At 73.3% G+C, this 15,918-nt stretch carries 12 protein-coding genes and 1 pseudogene; 11 read left to right on the top strand and 2 right to left on the bottom strand.

Annotation, left to right across the window (positions count from 1 at the left end; genetic code table 11):
* Positions 1-1,179: 1,179 nt before the first annotated feature.
* Both KUF83_RS41940 and mycP read left to right on the top strand, forming a co-directional pair.
* Positions 1,180-2,664 (top strand): hypothetical protein, encoded by a 1,485-nt coding sequence (locus tag KUF83_RS41940; RefSeq protein WP_254643793.1) that lies wholly within the window; start codon positions 1,180-1,182, stop codon positions 2,662-2,664.
* Complete coding sequence (mycP, locus tag KUF83_RS13585; protein WP_217454918.1) at positions 2,661-3,845, top strand: type VII secretion-associated serine protease mycosin; 1,185 nt, start codon at positions 2,661-2,663, stop codon at positions 3,843-3,845. The genes KUF83_RS41940 and mycP overlap by 4 nt, the downstream gene beginning before the upstream one ends.
* Positions 3,846-3,917: 72 nt before the next feature.
* Here the strand turns inward: mycP and KUF83_RS13580 are convergent, their stop codons facing one another.
* A complete protein-coding gene (locus tag KUF83_RS13580; RefSeq protein ID WP_217454917.1) occupies positions 3,918-4,895 on the bottom strand; it encodes a serine hydrolase in 978 nt (325 codons plus the stop codon).
* Positions 4,896-5,077: 182 nt separating this feature from the next.
* Between KUF83_RS13580 and KUF83_RS13575 the strand changes: the two genes are divergently transcribed.
* Positions 5,078-5,809, top strand: coding sequence for an SseB family protein (locus tag KUF83_RS13575; protein ID WP_217454916.1), 732 nt, complete (start codon positions 5,078-5,080; stop codon positions 5,807-5,809).
* Between the two features lie 99 nt (positions 5,810-5,908).
* On the opposite strand, the gene KUF83_RS13570 is transcribed toward KUF83_RS13575, so the two are convergent.
* Positions 5,909-6,265, bottom strand: a complete 357-nt coding sequence (locus KUF83_RS13570) for a DUF1844 domain-containing protein (protein WP_217454915.1) — start codon at positions 6,263-6,265, stop codon at positions 5,909-5,911.
* A 375-nt stretch (positions 6,266-6,640) separates the two neighbouring features.
* Between KUF83_RS13570 and infC the strand changes: the two are divergent.
* The 8 genes and pseudogenes from infC to KUF83_RS13530 all read left to right on the top strand — a co-directional run bounded on the left by infC (position 6,641) and on the right by KUF83_RS13530 (position 15,754).
* Positions 6,641-7,343: pseudogene (gene infC, locus KUF83_RS13565) on the top strand (translation initiation factor IF-3).
* 130 nt (positions 7,344-7,473) lie between these two features.
* Positions 7,474-7,668, top strand: coding sequence for a 50S ribosomal protein L35 (gene rpmI / locus KUF83_RS13560; RefSeq protein WP_019065473.1), 195 nt, complete (start codon positions 7,474-7,476; stop codon positions 7,666-7,668).
* Between the two features lie 95 nt (positions 7,669-7,763).
* On the top strand, positions 7,764-8,147 hold the full coding sequence (gene rplT / locus KUF83_RS13555; RefSeq protein WP_024494113.1) for a 50S ribosomal protein L20: 384 nt from the start codon (positions 7,764-7,766) through the stop codon (positions 8,145-8,147).
* 219 nt (positions 8,148-8,366) lie between these two features.
* Positions 8,367-9,209 (top strand): RNA methyltransferase, encoded by an 843-nt coding sequence (locus tag KUF83_RS13550; RefSeq protein WP_217454914.1) that lies wholly within the window; start codon positions 8,367-8,369, stop codon positions 9,207-9,209.
* A 121-nt stretch (positions 9,210-9,330) separates the two neighbouring features.
* Positions 9,331-10,476 carry an ATP-binding protein gene (locus KUF83_RS13545; RefSeq protein WP_217454913.1) on the top strand — a complete coding sequence of 382 codons (1,146 nt, stop codon included), beginning with the start codon at positions 9,331-9,333 and terminating at the stop codon, positions 10,474-10,476.
* Between the two features lie 146 nt (positions 10,477-10,622).
* The gene (gene pheS, locus KUF83_RS13540) at positions 10,623-11,753 is read left to right on the top strand and encodes a phenylalanine--tRNA ligase subunit alpha (RefSeq protein ID WP_217454912.1); all 1,131 of its coding nucleotides are present in this window, start codon (positions 10,623-10,625) and stop codon (positions 11,751-11,753) included.
* Positions 11,753-14,254: a phenylalanine--tRNA ligase subunit beta gene (gene pheT / locus KUF83_RS13535; protein WP_217454911.1), complete on the top strand. Its 2,502-nt coding sequence runs from the start codon at positions 11,753-11,755 to the stop codon at positions 14,252-14,254. Before pheS ends, pheT begins: the two co-directional genes overlap by 1 nt.
* Before the next feature lie 477 nt (positions 14,255-14,731).
* Positions 14,732-15,754 carry a PP2C family protein-serine/threonine phosphatase gene (locus tag KUF83_RS13530; protein ID WP_254643802.1) on the top strand — a complete coding sequence of 341 codons (1,023 nt, stop codon included), beginning with the start codon at positions 14,732-14,734 and terminating at the stop codon, positions 15,752-15,754.
* Positions 15,755-15,918 lie beyond the last annotated feature (164 nt).

The raw sequence follows: 15,918 nt of genomic DNA, 5'->3' as shown, positions 1-15,918 counted from the left end.
CGTTCCGGGCAGATGCCGCGGGCCCGCGGACTGGTTCCCCCTCGCACAGCGTCAACCCGTAGAGTGACGCGCACGCAAGCGGGGAACGGATCCGGAGGGGTTCCTTCGGCGAGTCGGTCGCCCGGGGGCGAGGAAACAGGGGGGTGCATGAGTACGGAAGCGCGCCGTGCCTCCATCCCTCCGCGCCCGTCGACGCCACCGGGACCGCCCGGGGCGCAGAGCGACCGGGAGCCGTCGCCCGAGCCCGGCGACCCGAACAAGCGGCCGCACCCTGAGCGCGAGAGCGGGCCGGCCGCCGAGGGGCCACGGAGCCCCGGCGCCCCGCAGGGGCACGGTCCCGCCGGACCCGCCAGGCCCCGGGGCGCCTCGTACGGATCCGGTGGCGCGGGCTTCGGCGCGGGTGCTCCGGACAGGAACCACCCCGGCACCACGGCTCCGCAGCCGGCCGAGGAGTGGACCACCGCGGCGCCGCCCGGGCGCGAGCGCGGGAACACCGTCGCGAGGCCGGGAACGGCAGCGGCCCGGCCCGGTCAGGCCGCGGCGGGAACGCCGCCACGACACCCTGCCGGAGCGCCGCCGCGACCGCGTACGTCCGACGGAGCCGGTCCCCGGGACACGCCCCCGGCCGCCTCACCCCGCTTCCCGAACCTCCGCCCCGCCGGAGACCGACGCCAGACGCCCGGGACGCCTCCGCCTCCCGCGGCCTCGGCCCGCTTCCCGGACACACCGCCCGGCGGATCGCGCATCCTCCCCGGCACGGACGGGCCGACGCCTCCCCGGCGTACGACGACCGAACCGCACGCCTCGACGGGAGGCCCGGCGAGACCGGGTGTCCCGCCGCGTCCGGCCACCGCGCCGGGGGCGGCTCCGGCGCGCACCGCTCAGGGCGATTCCCCGCCGCGCCCGGCGGCCGAGCGGCATGCCTCCAGGGGCAGCGCCGAGGGTGAGCGCATCCCGCCGCGGCCGATGCGTGAGCCGTACGGCTCCTCGGGGAGCGCCCCAGGTGCCCGGATCCCCTCGCGTCCGGTGAGCGGCCCGGGGCCGAACCCGGGGACGGCTCCGAGGCGGGACGATCAGCGGCACTTCCCCCCGCGGCCCACGAGTGAACCGGGCGCCGCCACCCGGGGCACCCGGGGGCCGGATGTTCCGCCGCGCCCCGCGGGCGCGCCCCGCTCCTCCATGACGGACGGCGAGAAGGGGCAGTCTCCTGCCCGTCCCGCCGCCGAACCCCGGACGACCGGCGGCAACGCCCCGCAGCGGCCCGGCACAGGCACCGGCACCGGCCTGCCCCTGCGCCCCTTCGCCCCGCCGCGACCGGGCACCACGGCGTCCCGCCCCGGCACCGACGCACGGCGGGCCGCACCGCCTTCCGGCCCGGGTACCGAGGAGCGGCGGGCCGCACCGCCGTCGGGCCCAGGCCCCGGCCCCGGTGCAGGCGCTGGAGAGCGGCACGTCACGCCGTCGTCCGGCTCGGGCGCCGGCGAACGGCGCGTCGGCACACCGGCCGGTTCCGGTGCGGGGGAGCGCCGCGTCGCGCCGCCGTCCAGCCCTGGCGCCGGCGAGCGCCGCGTCGCGTCACCGGCCGGTCCCGGTACCGGGGAACGACCGGCCGTCAGGCCACCGCTGCCACCCCGCCCGAGCACCTTCCACCCCTCCGCCCGGCGCACCGCGGTCTCCACGGACGCCCCGCCGGAGACCACCACCAGGCTCCGGCCCGTCCCCGCCGACCCGCCCGCGGCACCGAGCACGTCACCGTCCGGCATGCCGATGACCGGCCCCGGCGAGCCCTTCTCGGGCCCCGCCCGGCACATCCCCGAGCCTCTGGACCCGACACACCGGCACCACGTGCCCCTCGCGCCCCCGGACACGTACGACGAGGAGAACCCGCCCCCGCAGCCGGTGGCCCCCAGGCGGCGCGGCAGCGTCGTGGCCGCCGCGGCCTGTGTGGTGCTGGGCCTCGGTCTCATCGGTGGTGCGGTGACGGGCAGTTGGCTCACCGGCGACAGTTCGGGGGCGTCGGGGAAGCCGGACGCGTTCACGGCGGCCGGCGACCTGTGGCACAGCATCCCCGTCGACGAGCTCTTCCCGCCCACGGTCGACGGCGAGGGCGCGGGCCCCGGCAGCGCCGACCGCACCTGGACCCGGATCGCCGTGGCCCCCGACAGCGGCTGCAAGGACGCCTTCGACCCGCTCCTGCGCAAGGCCCTCGCCCCCGCGGGCTGCCTGCGCCTGCTGCGCGCCACCTACACGGACGCGACCCGCAGCCATGTCACCACGGTCGGCCTGCTGTTCACGAAGGCGGACTCCGCCGCGATGGGCGTCCTGCACCGCCGGTTCGAGGAGCAGGGGCTCGACCGCCGACGCGACCTCATGCCCCGCCCGTACGCGGCGAAGGGCACCGTCGCCGCGGGCTTCGGCGACGCGCAGCGCGCGTCCTGGACGCTGTCGGTCCTGACGGACGCCCCCGTGGTCGCGTACGCGGTGTCCGGCTTCGCCGACGGCCGCGCCGTCGGCGAACCGCAGCCCGCCGAGGACGCGATGAAGGCCGACGCCACCACGACCCCCGCCCAGGCCGGACTCGGCCACGACGCGCAGGGCCTCGCCGACCGCGTCGAGCGAAGCCTCCGCAAGACCGTCAACTCGGCCACGGAGAAGCCGTCATGACCCGGAAGCTCCTTCGCGCGAAGGGATTCCTGGTCGCCGTGACGGCCGCCGGCCTCGCGCTTGTGCCCTCCACAGCCGCTCACGCCGACGAGATCCGTGCGAAGCAGTGGGCCCTGGAGGCCATGCACACGCAGGAGGCCTGGCGGACGACCAAGGGCGAGGGCATCACCGTCGCCGTCCTCGACACGGGCGTCGACGACGAGCATCCCGACCTGGCGGGCAACGTCCTCGCAGGCAAGGACATGGTCGGTTTCGGCGCCGGTCGCGGCGACCGTCCGTGGGCACGCCACGGCACGGCGATGGCCGGCATCATCGCGGGCCACGGGCACGGCGCGGGCAACGCCGACGGAGTCATGGGCATAGCCCCCGAGGCGAAGATCCTCCCCGTCCGCGTGATCCTTGAAGACGGCGACTCGGCCCGCGGCAAGGCCCGCAACACCCGCGGAAACGCCCTCGCCGAGGGCATCCGGTGGGCCGCCGACCAAGGCGCCGACGTCATCAACCTCTCCCTCGGCGACGACTCCAAGTCCGCCCATCCGGAGGCCACCGAGGACGCCGCCGTCCAGTACGCCCTCAAGAAGGGCGCCGTCGTGGTCGCCTCGGCCGGGAACGGCGGCGAGAAGGGCGACCACATCTCGTACCCGGCGGCCTACCCGGGTGTGATCGCCGCGACCGCCGTCGACCGCTACGGCACCCGCGCCTCGTTCTCCACCCGCCGCTGGTACGCCACGGTCAGCGCCCCCGGCGTCGACGTCGTCATCGCCGACCCCGACCGCAAGTACTACGAGGGCTGGGGCACCAGCGCCGCCTCGGCCTTCGTCTCCGGCGCGGTCGCCCTCGTCAAGGCGGCCCACCCCGGCCTGTCCCCGGCCCAGATCAAGCAACTCCTGGAGGACACGGCCCGAAACGCCCCCGACGGCGGCCGCGACGACTCCCGGGGCTTCGGCTTCGTGGACCCCGAGGCGGCCATCAAGAAGGCCGCCGGGCTGAAGCCGCAGGGTCTCACCGCGGTGGCCGACGCCGACAGGTACTTCGGCAAGGGCCCGGACACCGCCGAGGAGGACGAGCCCTCGACCGGCTGGGCCGGCCCTCTGGCGGGCAGCGTCGGCGGCGTGCTCCTCGTCGCCGCGGTCATCCTCTGGAGAGGCAGCAGACGGCCCCGTCACCCCGACGCCGACTGAGGGCACGGGTCTCCGGGACGACTCCGGCGGCCGCGGTCCGTCGCATGTCCCGCCTGCCCGCCCCGTGGCGCGTCAGGCTCCCGCGAACACGGACACGGCAGCCCTCGCGGCCCCCTCCACCAGGGAAATCCCCTTCTCCTTGGTGGAGTTGCCGTCGGACAGCACCGCGACGAGGTACTCGCGCCCGTCCACGGACACCCGGCCGACGCTGTTGATGACCCACAACCCGGTCGCACTGCGCGGCAACCAGCCGTTCTTCAGGGCGGACCCGGCCTCGCCCGCGGCCGACACCCCCCAGTCCTGCCCCGCGGCGATGTCCCCCATCAGCCCCCGCAGATACGCCCGGGAGCCCTCGTCGAGCGCCGACTCGTCGCCGAACACCTGCCGCAGCAGGACGAGTTGATCGGCGGCCGTGGTCCGGGTCAGCCCCCACAGCGGCCCGTCCCCGCCCTTGGTGCCGCCGAGCCCCAAGCGTTCGTTCGCCTCCGCCAGCCCCTCGGCCCGCCCGATCGCCTTCCACAGCGCCGTGGCGGACGCGTTGTCACTGTCGCGGATCATCGCGGCGGCGTACGTCCTCTCCTGCGCGGTGAGCCCACGACCCGCGTCCTGGGCCCGCAACAGCAGGGCGGCCAGGATGTCGACCTTCACGATGCTCGCGGTGTCGAACGCCCCGTCCCCGTACCCCGCGCTCTCCCCGGACTCCGTGTCCAGCACCGCCACCGACACCCGCGCCCCTGCCTCGACAGGAACAGCCCCCACCGCTCGGGCGAGCAGCGCATCCAGGTCGGCCGTGGGAGCCGGAGCAGGGGCCGAGGTCCGGGCAGGACCGGGTGCGGACGTGCCTGCCGTCGCCGATTCCACTGCCGCCTCCCACGCTCCGGGTGCCGCCGAGGAGGATACGAGCTCCCCGGAGTCGTGCGCCTGCGCCGTCACGTACACCGCCCCCGCGGCCATGGTGCCCAGGAGGACGACGGAGGCGACCGCCGCGTGGGCGAAGGGCCTGTGGCGGGACGGGCGGTCGACGCGCCCACCGGCTCTGTGCGGGAACATGGCGCGATCGTGGGGCCCGCCCCTGTGCGCCGCGTCGGCCGCGCGTGAACAGAGGATCGGAGACCGCTGAGAAATCGGTGAGACCTGCCGACGTCCCCCCTCCGGCACACACCGGGCGTGCGGCCGGCCGACGGCGGCCCACCGGCGGAGCCGGCCGGACGCCACCGATAGGGTCGGTTCCCGTGGCGAACAAGAACATCCCCGACTCCGGCTTCTCCGACGACGACGGCTCCGCCGACCCCCGGCTGAGCGCGGCGCTCGCGGCCTGGGCCGAGGACAGGTCCGCGCACGGTCCCGTCCTGGCGGCGCTCAGGGACGCGCGACTCCTCGTCCCCGTCGTCGCCGTGCTCGGCGAGGTCGAGGAGGACGAGAACGGGCTGCGCCACGAGAAGACCAGCGACATGGCGGTGCCCACCCTCAAGGCGGGCGACCGCACCGCGCTGCCCGCCTTCACCTCCACCGAGACACTGGCCCGCTGGGACCCGGCGGCCCGCCCCGTCGCCGTACCCCTGCACCAGGCTCTCCAGGCCGCCGCGCACGAGAAGGCCGACACGGTCGTGCTCGACCTGGCAGGACCGGTCGCGTACGAACTGACCGGACCGGCCCTGCTGGCGCTCGCCGAGGGGCGTACGACGACGGACCCGCTGGCCGACCCGGCCGTGGTCGCCGCGGTACGCGCCGCGGTCGCCGCCGAGCCCGCGGTACGCCGTGCCCATCTCGGCCCCGGGCAGGCCGACGGCACCCTCGCCCTGGTACTGGACCCGTCCGCCGCCCCGGCCGAGACCGCCCAGGCGGTCGCCCGGCGCCTCGCGGACGACGACACACTGAGGGCCCGCCTGGTGCGCGGCCTCGACCTGGCACTCCTGCCGGCCGAGGCGACGCCACCGGGCGAGCCCCTGTACGTACGTCGGTAGACGCGGACGCCGACGGATCCGTACGCCGGCGGTTCCCCGGAGCCCGATGGGCGCGCCGTGCGCGCGCCCGGGAGCCACAGGGCGAGGAGGGTGGAGAGGTCAGCCGAAGACCGGGCCCGTGTACTTCTCGCCCGGGCCCTGACCCGGCTCGTCGGGGACGAGCGACGCCTCGCGGAACGCCAGCTGCAGCGACTTCAGACCGTCGCGCAGCGGAGCCGCGTGGAAGGAGCTGATCTCGGTCGTGCTCGCGTCGAGCAGTCCGGCCAGGGCGTGGACCAGCTTGCGGGCCTCGTCGAGGTCCTTGTACTTGTCGCCCTCCTCGGTCAGACCGAGCTTCACGGCGGCGGCGCTCATCAGGTTGACGGCGACCGTGACCAGGACCTCGACCGCGGGGACCTCCGCGATGTCGCGGGTCATGTCGTCGAAACCGGGGGACTCAGGAGGGGTGTCACTCATGCCCCACACGATAGGCCCAGGCCCGGCGGCCCGGGCCCGCGGGAGACCGCGAACGGTGCGTGCACACCGATTAGCACCACCCCCGGGGAGCTGCTAACCTTGTGTAACGACCGGCCGGACACTCCTGTGCCCGGCCCGCAAGTGGAGGCTCCGATCTCCCACCCGACCATCCTCCGGGAAGGCGGGTCACCCGGTCAGGCGGCCACCATCGTTCCGTACGGACGATGGAGCTGCTGGATATGCGCCCCGCGGTTGACCGTGGCGGTGCTCCGGTAATCCTTGGAGCCACCGCCTGTGTCCCGTCCGGGGCATTTTTCATGCGCCTCGGTGGTTGGTCCAGTGAAAAGACGTACGCGAGCTGTCTGCCAGACAGCCGTGTGGTGCTATCCGAGGAGGATCCATCAGCGCCGAGCCCCGCATCAACGACCGGATTCGCGTTCCCGAGGTGCGACTTGTCGGTCCCAGCGGCGAGCAGGTCGGGATTGTTCCGCTTGCCAAGGCCCTGGAGCTTGCACAGGAGTACGACCTCGACCTGGTCGAGGTCGCCGCGACCGCGCGACCGCCGGTCTGCAAGCTCATGGACTACGGCAAGTTCAAGTACGAGTCGGCCATGAAGGCCCGTGAGGCGCGCAAGAACCAGGCGCACACGGTCATCAAGGAGATGAAGCTCCGGCCGAAGATCGACCCGCACGACTATGACACCAAGAAGGGTCACGTCGTCCGGTTCCTCAAGCAGGGCGACAAGGTCAAGATCACGATCATGTTCCGTGGTCGCGAGCAGTCCCGGCCGGAACTCGGCTACCGACTGCTGCAGCGTCTCGCTTCGGACGTCGAGGACCTCGGGTTCGTCGAGTCCAACCCGAAGCAGGACGGCCGAAACATGATCATGGTTCTCGGTCCGCACAAGAAGAAGACCGAGGCGATGGCCGAGGCCCGCGAGGCCCAGGCGGCACGCAAGGCGGAGGCGAAGGCCAACCCGGGCAAGTCGCAGAACCACGCGGACGACGACATCCCCGAAGGGGAGATCGCCGACTCCGAGGTCGCCGAGGCCCCGGCCGAGGCTCCCGCCGAGGCCTGATCCCGGGGCGCGAGTCCCGGAGGGTTTCCGGACGCGAGTCCGGGGACGTCAACCGATACACATGACGTTCCGTTGTGCCCGGTTTAACGACCGGGCACAGGAGCGCCACCGACGAGGAGAGTACGGCGCCATGCCGAAGAACAAGTCGCACAGCGGTGCCAGCAAGCGCTTCAAGATCACCGGCTCCGGCAAGGTGCTTCGCGAGCGTGCCGGCAAGCGCCACCTGCTCGAGCACAAGTCGTCGCGCGTGACGCGCCGCCTCACCGGCAACGCCGAGATGGCCCCGGGCGACGCCAAGAAGATCAAGAAGCTTCTCGGCAAGTGACGTCCCGGCGCCCAGGCGCCGTACGTCAGAACCGGGACCCCATCGATTTCGGACCGTGTGACAACCACCACGGTCCCGCTACAAGGAGTTAAAAAGTGGCACGCGTCAAGCGGGCAGTCAACGCCCACAAGAAGCGCCGGGCGATCCTCGAGGCGGCCTCCGGCTACCGCGGTCAGCGTTCGCGCCTGTACCGCAAGGCCAAGGAGCAGGTCACCCACTCCCTGGTCTACAACTACAACGACCGCAAGAAGCGCAAGGGCGACTTCCGTCGGCTGTGGATCCAGCGCATCAACGCTGCGGCCCGCCAGAACGGCATGACGTACAACCGCCTCATCCAGGGTCTGAACGCCGCCAACATCGAGGTGGACCGCAAGATCCTCGCGGAGCTGGCCGTCAACGACGCCAACGCGTTCGCTGCGCTCGTCGAGGTCGCGCAGAAGGCGCTGCCGTCGGACGTCAACGCGCCGAAGGCTGCGTGACGCTGGCGCTGGCCTCGGCCGGATCCTGTGTGTGGGCTCGCTTGCCGTAAGGCTGCGGGCCCACATTTGTTTTCCTTGTCGCCGCGCGTACGGCCGGCCGGTCCGGCACCGCCGGAATCCGCCGCCGTGGCCGGGCGCCGCCGCGGCGGGAGTACGGGGCGCCCCCTCGGCGCGGCAAGCGGTACGCCCGACCCCCGCCCGTGAACCGAAGGTGAACCGATGTCCAGCGGCCCCGAGCTGATCTCCCCCCGCTCCGCGCGTGTCTCCGCCGCCCGGCGGCTGGCCAGGCGGAGCTTCCGGGGCAAGGAGCGCCTGTTCCTCGCCGAGGGCCCGCAGGCCGTGCGCGAGGCCGCCGGACACCACGGGGAGAGCGGCGCGACACTCGTCGAGCTGTTCGTGACGCCGGACGCCGCCGAGCGGTACGCCGACATCGTGGGGGAGGCCCGGGACGCGGGCGCCCGCGTGCACCTCGCCGCCGACGACGTGATCGCGGACATCTCGACGACCATCACCCCGCAGGGACTCGTCGGGGTCTGCCGGTTCCTGGACACACCGTTCGACGAGATCCTCAAGGCCGGGCCCAGGCTGGTCGCCGTCCTGGCACACGTGCGGGACCCCGGCAACGCGGGCACCGTCCTGCGGTGCGCCGACGCCGCCGGCGCCGACGCCGTCGTCCTCACCGACGCGTCCGTCGACCTCTACAACCCCAAGTCCGTGCGGGCGTCGGTCGGTTCGCTGTTCCACCTGCCCGTCGCGGTCGGCGTACCCGTCGAACAGGCCGTGCAGGGCCTCAAGGACGCCGGGGTACGGATCCTCGCCGCCGACGGCGCGGGCGAGGACGACCTGGACGACGAGCTCGACAACGGCACCATGGGCGGGCCGACCGCCTGGGTGTTCGGCAACGAGGCGTGGGGGCTCCCGGAGGAGACCCGTGCACTGGCTGACGCCGTCGTGCGCGTACCGATCCACGGCAGGGCGGAGAGCCTGAACCTCGCGACCGCGGCCGCCGTATGTCTCTACGCGTCGGCCCGCGCGCAGCGTGCCCCCCGCGCTCGTTCCTGAGGGGGTCCGTTCCGTCACTCCCAGCTAGTAGGGTGACGGGCTCGGGGAGGCGCCCCCAAGCTCTCGGCCGCGTTCGAGCAGGGAGGCACCCCCGATGCCAGAGGAGAGGTGGGGTACGGGGATGAGTGTCGGCACGAGCGGTGCGAAGAGCGCACTGCGGGCGCACGACGTACGGAGCGCTCCCGCGTCCCGGCACGCCGACCCCGCCGAGCTCGGCCTCGACCCCGACGAACTGCCCGACGGCCTCGTGATCGCCGACGAACGCGGCAGGGTCGTCTGCTTCAACGCCGCCGCCGCCCGGATCACCGCCACCCCCGCCGCCGACGCCCTCGGGCGGCATCTGGAGCGCGCCCTGCCGTTGGAGGACCTCGAAGGCCGCCGCTGGTGGCAGCTGACCGACCCCTACGGCGGCCTCGCGATCCGCGTCGGACAGCCCGAGCGCAATCTGCTGCTGCCGGGAGGCCGGGAGGTCCTCGTCTCGGCCCGGTACGTCCGGGTGCGGCCCACCGGCCCGGTCCGCCGGGTCGTCGTCTCGCTCCGCGACACCGAGGCCCGCCGCCGCACCGAGCGCAGTCACGCCGAGCTCATCGCCACGGTCGCCCACGAACTGCGCTCGCCGCTCACCTCCGTCAAGGGCTTCACCGCGACCCTGCTCGCCAAGTGGGAGCGCTTCACCGACGACCAGAAGAAACTGATGCTGGAGACGGTCGACGCCGACGCCAACCGCGTGACGCGCCTGATCGCCGAGCTCCTCGACATCTCCCGCATCGACTCCGGGCGCCTCGAAGTGCGCCGCCAGCCCGTCGACATAGGCGCCGCCGTCGGCCGCCACATCCAGGCGTACGTCGCCTCCGGCCAGTTGGCCGACCGCTTCCTGCTGCGCATCGGCCAGCCGCTGCCCGACCTTTGGGCCGACCCCGACAAGGTCGACCAGGTGCTCAGCAACCTGCTGGAAAATGCGGTGCGGCACGGCGAGGGAACCGTCACCATCGACGTAGAGCCCGCGCCGTCGCCCCGCGAAGGGGAGGACGCCGGCACGTCGGTCACGGTGAGCGACGAGGGCCCCGGCATCCCGGAGGAGTCCATGAACCGCGTCTTCACCCGCTTCTGGCGGGGCAGCAAGCGCGGCGGCACCGGCCTCGGGCTGTACATCGTCAAGGGCATCGTCGAAGCCCACGGCGGCACCATCACGGTGGGCCGCGCCCCCGAGGGCGGGGCACTGTTCCGATTTACGTTGCCCGTGAGCACCCCGGCGTATCTGCAGTGACGCCGAAGAGGCCCCACGGGCGCATTCGCACACCTCACCCCCGTTAGACTCGGCCTCTGGCACCTTTGCGTCCCCCCTTCAGGGACAGGGCGTCCCGAGAGTCGCGACGGGGACCTTTGGCCAACCAATCGGAAGCACGGGAAGAGATGTCGGCACCGAACAAGTCGTACGACCCTGTTGAGGTCGAGGCACTGAAACCGGAAGAGATCGAGCGCATGCGGGACGAGGCGCTCGCCGCCTTCGCCGCCGCCGGCGACCTCGACACGCTCCAGGAGGCCAAGGTCGCCCACACCGGCGGCGCCTCGCCGCTGGCCCTCGCCAACCGCGAGATCGGCGCACTGCCCCCGCACGCCAAGGCAGCCGCGGGCAAGCTCGTCGGCCAGGCCCGCGGCGCCGTGAACAAGGCGCTCGCGGCCCGCCAGGTCGAACTGGAGGCCGAGCGCGACGCCCGTGTGCTGGTCGAGGAGGCCGTGGACGTCACACTGCCCCACGACCGTGTACCGGCTGGTGCCCGGCACCCGCTGACCACCATGATGGAGCGGGTCGCGGACGTCTTCGTGTCCATGGGATACGAGATCGCGGAAGGGCCCGAGGTCGAGGCGGAGTGGTTCAACTTCGACGCCCTGAACTTCGGCCCGGACCACCCGGCCCGGCAGATGCAGGACACCTTCTTCGTCCAGGGCCCCGACGGCGGTGACCCGGACGGCGAGTCCGGTGTCGTGCTCCGCACGCACACCTCGCCCGTGCAGGCCCGCGCCCTGCTCGACCGGGAGCCGCCCGTCTACATCGTGTGCCCCGGCCGCGTGTACCGCACGGACGAGCTGGACGCCACGCATACGCCGGTCTTCCACCAGATCGAGCTGCTGGCCGTCGACGAGGGCCTGACCATGGCCGACCTCAAGGGCACCCTCGACCACATGGTCCGGTCGCTCTTCGGCGCGGACATGAAGACCCGGCTGCGACCGAACTTCTTCCCGTTCACCGAGCCGTCCGCCGAGATGGACATGCTCTGCTACGTCTGCAAGGGCGAGTCCGTCGGCAACCCCGACCGCCCCTGCCGCACCTGCTCCAGCGAGGGCTGGATCGAGCTCGGCGGCTGCGGCATGGTCAACCCGCGCGTGCTGACCGCCTGCGGCGTGGACCCCGAGAAGTACAGCGGATTCGCCTTCGGGTTCGGCATCGAGCGGATGCTGATGTTCCGCCACAACGTCGAAGACATGCGAGACATGGTCGAGGGTGACGTCCGGTTCACCCGGCCGTTCGGGATGGAGATCTGATGCGGGTCCCGCTTTCCTGGCTGCGGGAGTACGTCGACCTCCCCGCCACCGAGACCGGCCGCGACGTGCAGGCCAGGCTCGTCTCCGCCGGCCTGGAGGTCGAGCGGGTCGAGCGGCTCGGCGCCGACCTCAAGGGGCCGCTCGTCGTCGGCCGGGTGCTGACCATCGAGGAGCTGGAGGGCTTCAAGAAGCCGATCCGCTTCTGCACCGTCGACGTCGGCACCGCCAACGGCACGGGTGAGCCCCAGGAGATCGTCTGCGGCGCCCGCAACTTCGCCGTCGGCGACAAGGTCGTCGTGGTCCTGCCCGGCGCCGTGCTGCCCGGCGACTTCGCGATCGCCGCGCGCAAGACGTACGGCAAGACCTCGCACGGCATGATCTGCTCCGGCGACGAGCTGGGCATGGGCGACGACGGAAGCGGCGGCATCATCGTCCTGCCGCCCGAGTACGAGGTCGGCACGGACGCGATCGAGCTGCTCGAACTGGTCGACGAGGTCCTCGACATCGCGGTCACGCCCGACCGCGGTTACGCCCTGTCGATGCGTGGCGTCGCCCGCGAGGCCGCCACCGCCTACGGGCTGCCGCTGCGCGACCCGGCGCTGCTCGACGTGCCGGGACCGAACGCGTTCGGTCACCCCGTGGAGGTCTCCGACCGGCAGGGCTGCGACCGCTTCACCGCGCGCACCGTCACCGGTCTCGCGCCCGAGACGGGCTCCCCGATCTGGCTGCAGCGCCGCCTCCAGAAGGCCGGCATGCGCCCGATCTCGCTGGCCGTCGACATCACCAACTACGTGATGCTGGAGCTCGGCCAGCCGCTGCACGCGTACGACCGCTCCCGGATCCAGGGTGCGATCGGCGTGCGCCGGGCCGAGGCGGGCGAGAAGCTCACCACCCTCGACGGCACCAAGCGCACGCTGGACGCCGAGGACCTGGTGATCACCGACGACCGGGGGCCCATCGGCCTGGCCGGTGTCATGGGCGGCGCCAACACCGAGATCGACGACACCGAGGGCACCACCACCGAGGTCGTCATCGAGGCCGCGCACTTCGACCCGATCTCCATCGCCCGCACGGCCCGCCGCCACAAGCTGGCCTCGGAGGCGTCCAAGCGCTTCGAGCGGGGCGTCGACCCGGAGGCCGCCGCGGCCGCCGCCCAGCGCACGGTCGACCTGCTGGTCCTCCTCGCGGGCGGTACCGCCGACGCCGGTGTCACCCAGATCACCGCGCCGTCCGCGCCGCACACCATCACCATCCCGGCGAACCACCCGGACAAGGTCGCGGGCGTCGACTACGGCCGCGAGACCGTCGTACGCCGTCTCCAGCAGGTCGGCTGCGACGTCTACGGTCAGGACGAGCTGATCGTCACCGTCCCGTCCTGGCGGCCCGACCTGAGCGACCCGAACGACCTCGCCGAAGAGGTCATCCGCCTGGAGGGCTACGAGAACCTGCCCTCGACGCTGCCCAGGCCCCCCGCGGGCCTGGGGCTGACCGACCGGCAGCGGCTGCACCGCCGGGTCGGCCGGGCGCTGGCAGGCGCCGGGTACGTCGAGGCGCTGAACTACCCGTTCATCGGGACCGAGGTGCTCGACCAGCTCGGCGTGGAGGCCGACGACCCGCGCCGCACCCTCGTGCGGCTGGTCAACCCGCTCTCCGACGAAGAACCCGCGATGCGTACGACTCTGCTGCCGGGTCTTCTCGGCGCGCTGCGTCGCAACGACGGCCGCGGTTCGCACGACCTGGCGCTCTTCGAGACCGGTCTGGTCTTCCGGCCGACGGGGCAGGAGCGGAAGGCCGAGCGGCTGTCCGTCGACCGTCGTCCCACCGACGAGGAGATCGCCGGGGTCGACGCCGCGCTGCCGCGTCAGCCGCGTCGCGCCGCCGTCGTCCTGGCGGGAGCCCGCGAGCAGGCCGGCTGGTGGGGCAAGGGACGCCCGGCGGACTGGGCGGACGCCGTCGAGGCCGCTCGCACCGTCGCCCGTGAGGCCGGCGTCGAGCTGACCGTGCGCGGTGACCGGCACGCGCCCTGGCACCCGGGCCGCTGCGCCGCGCTGTACGCCACGGTGGACGGCGAGGAGACGCTCGTCGGTCACGCGGGTGAGCTGCACCCGCGTGTCATCAAGGCGCTGCACCTGCCGGAGCGCAGCTGCGCCATGGAGATCGAGCTGGACCTCCTGGAGCGGGCCGGCGCCGGCGCTCTCCAGGCGCCGCGCATCTCCGCCTTCCCCGTCGCCACGCAGGACGTCGCGCTGGTCGTCTCCCGGGACGTCCCGGCCGCCGACGTGGAGGCCGCGCTGCGCGAGGGCGCGGGTGAACTCCTCGAGTCCGTCCGGCTGTTCGACGTGTACGAGAGCGAGCAGCTCGGCGGGGACCGGAAGTCCCTGGCGTACGCGCTGCGCTTCCGGGCCGGCGACCGGACCCTGACCGTGGACGAGGCGTCCGCGGCGCGGGACACGGCGGTCGCCCTGGCGGGCGAGCGCACGGGGGCCGTCCTGCGGAGTTAGCTCCGCAGGCAGTGGCGGGGGACTGCGGGTTGTCGGTCGGGTGCGGGTGCATTTCGGCCGGGCGCGCAGTTCCCCGCGCCCCTTTCGGGGCTCCCGCCCTGAGTTCAGTGGAGTCGGCTTCGCCGGTGGTGGCGGGGGCTGCGCGCTGTCTGTAGTCACCTCACTCTTTTGGGTGACAAGTGCGGGTGATCCGGTCCGGCCGGGGCACGCGGTCGACAGAATCGACCCGGCCGAAGAGGCCGGTGCCTGCGCTGAACAGGGCCTAGGGGGGCCATCGGCATGATCCGTACCAAGGCTGGGGCTCCCCGCCGGGCCCGGCCCGGGGGGAGCCGTCGGACACGATGGCTGCAATCCGTCACCCGTGCGCTGAACCGGGCTCCGGCCCGCGGTCTCGGCCGCTCCCGCGCCGGCCGGCTGCGCCGCGGTGAGGTCCGCCGCATCGGCCGGGACCGACAGCGGCTGCGCCGCGTACTGGCGATGGGGCTGCCCACCGCCTGGGGCGCGGCGGCGATCACGTACAAGCTGGCCTGTCCGCTCGCCCAGGAGAACGCCCTCGGTGCGCGGATCGTCACCTGCGCCGTGTTCTTCACGGTCGGTACGGGCCTGATACTGCACGTCCGGCGGGGACTGCTGCGGGAGTTGCGACAGATCCGCAAGGTCGCGGGGGCCACCCAGGGTGTACTCCTGCGTCCGCTCCCGCCGTGCGTCGACGGACTGGGTGTCGCGGCCGCCCAGTTCTCCGCGGACCGCCGCGCCGGCGTCGGGGGCGACCTGTACGAGGTGATCGGCACGGAGCACGGCGTGCGGGTCGTGATGGGTGACGTCCGCGGGCACGGGCTGGCAGCCATCGGGACCGTCGCTGCCGTGCTCGGCAGCTTCCGTGAGGTCGTCCACGACGAGCCCGAACTCCCCGGTGTGCTGCGGAAACTGGAGCGCGCCATGGGCAGGCACCTCCGGGAGCGCGCGAAGGCCGAGCACCCCTCGTCGGGACTGGACCCCGACAACCCGGTCGCCGAGGAGTTCGTCACCGTGCTGCTCCTGGAGATCGGCCGCGACGGCGAGGTGCGTGCCCTGAACTGCGGTCACCCGTGGCCGTATCTGCTGCGCGGCCCCGGGGAGCCCGCTGACGTACGAGGGCGGGTGGAGCACCTCGCGGCCGACGACCCCCTGCCTCCCCTCGGGCCCTTCCCGCTCCCGGCCGAGCTGCCCGTCGTGCGCTACGGGCGTCTGCTGCCCGGCGAGGCGCTGTTCCTGCACACGGACGGTGTCGAGGACGCCCGTGACAGCCATGGCCGGTTCTTTCCCCTGACCACCGCGCTGACGGAAGCCGCCCGCACTCAGCCGGTCTCCCCTCAGGCCGTACTGCGCACCGTCTTCACCCGACTGCTCGGGCACGCGGGGGGACCACCCTCCGACGACGTGGCCGTGCTGGTCCTGCGCAACGACCGGGCGAGGGTGCCGAGACAACAGAGCGAACCCATGGCCCACCAGGTCAAGTGACGGTTCCGCGCCCACTGTTCGGCTCCCCGAAGGGCGCGGGGAACTGCGCGACCAGCCACAACCGACCCGCAGCCGACGGACAACCAGCAAGTGCCCGGCGCAACCCGGTGGAGCGAACCGGTTGAGCGATCCGGCGGAGCCGTCCGCCCTGCCACGGAGTGTCG

It is taken from the genome of Streptomyces sp. BV286 (assembly GCF_019090165.1).
GTDB lineage: Bacteria > Actinomycetota > Actinomycetes > Streptomycetales > Streptomycetaceae > Streptomyces.
Note: the sequence above shows the minus strand (reverse complement) of the source record. Positions and strands in the feature narration are given on the sequence as shown.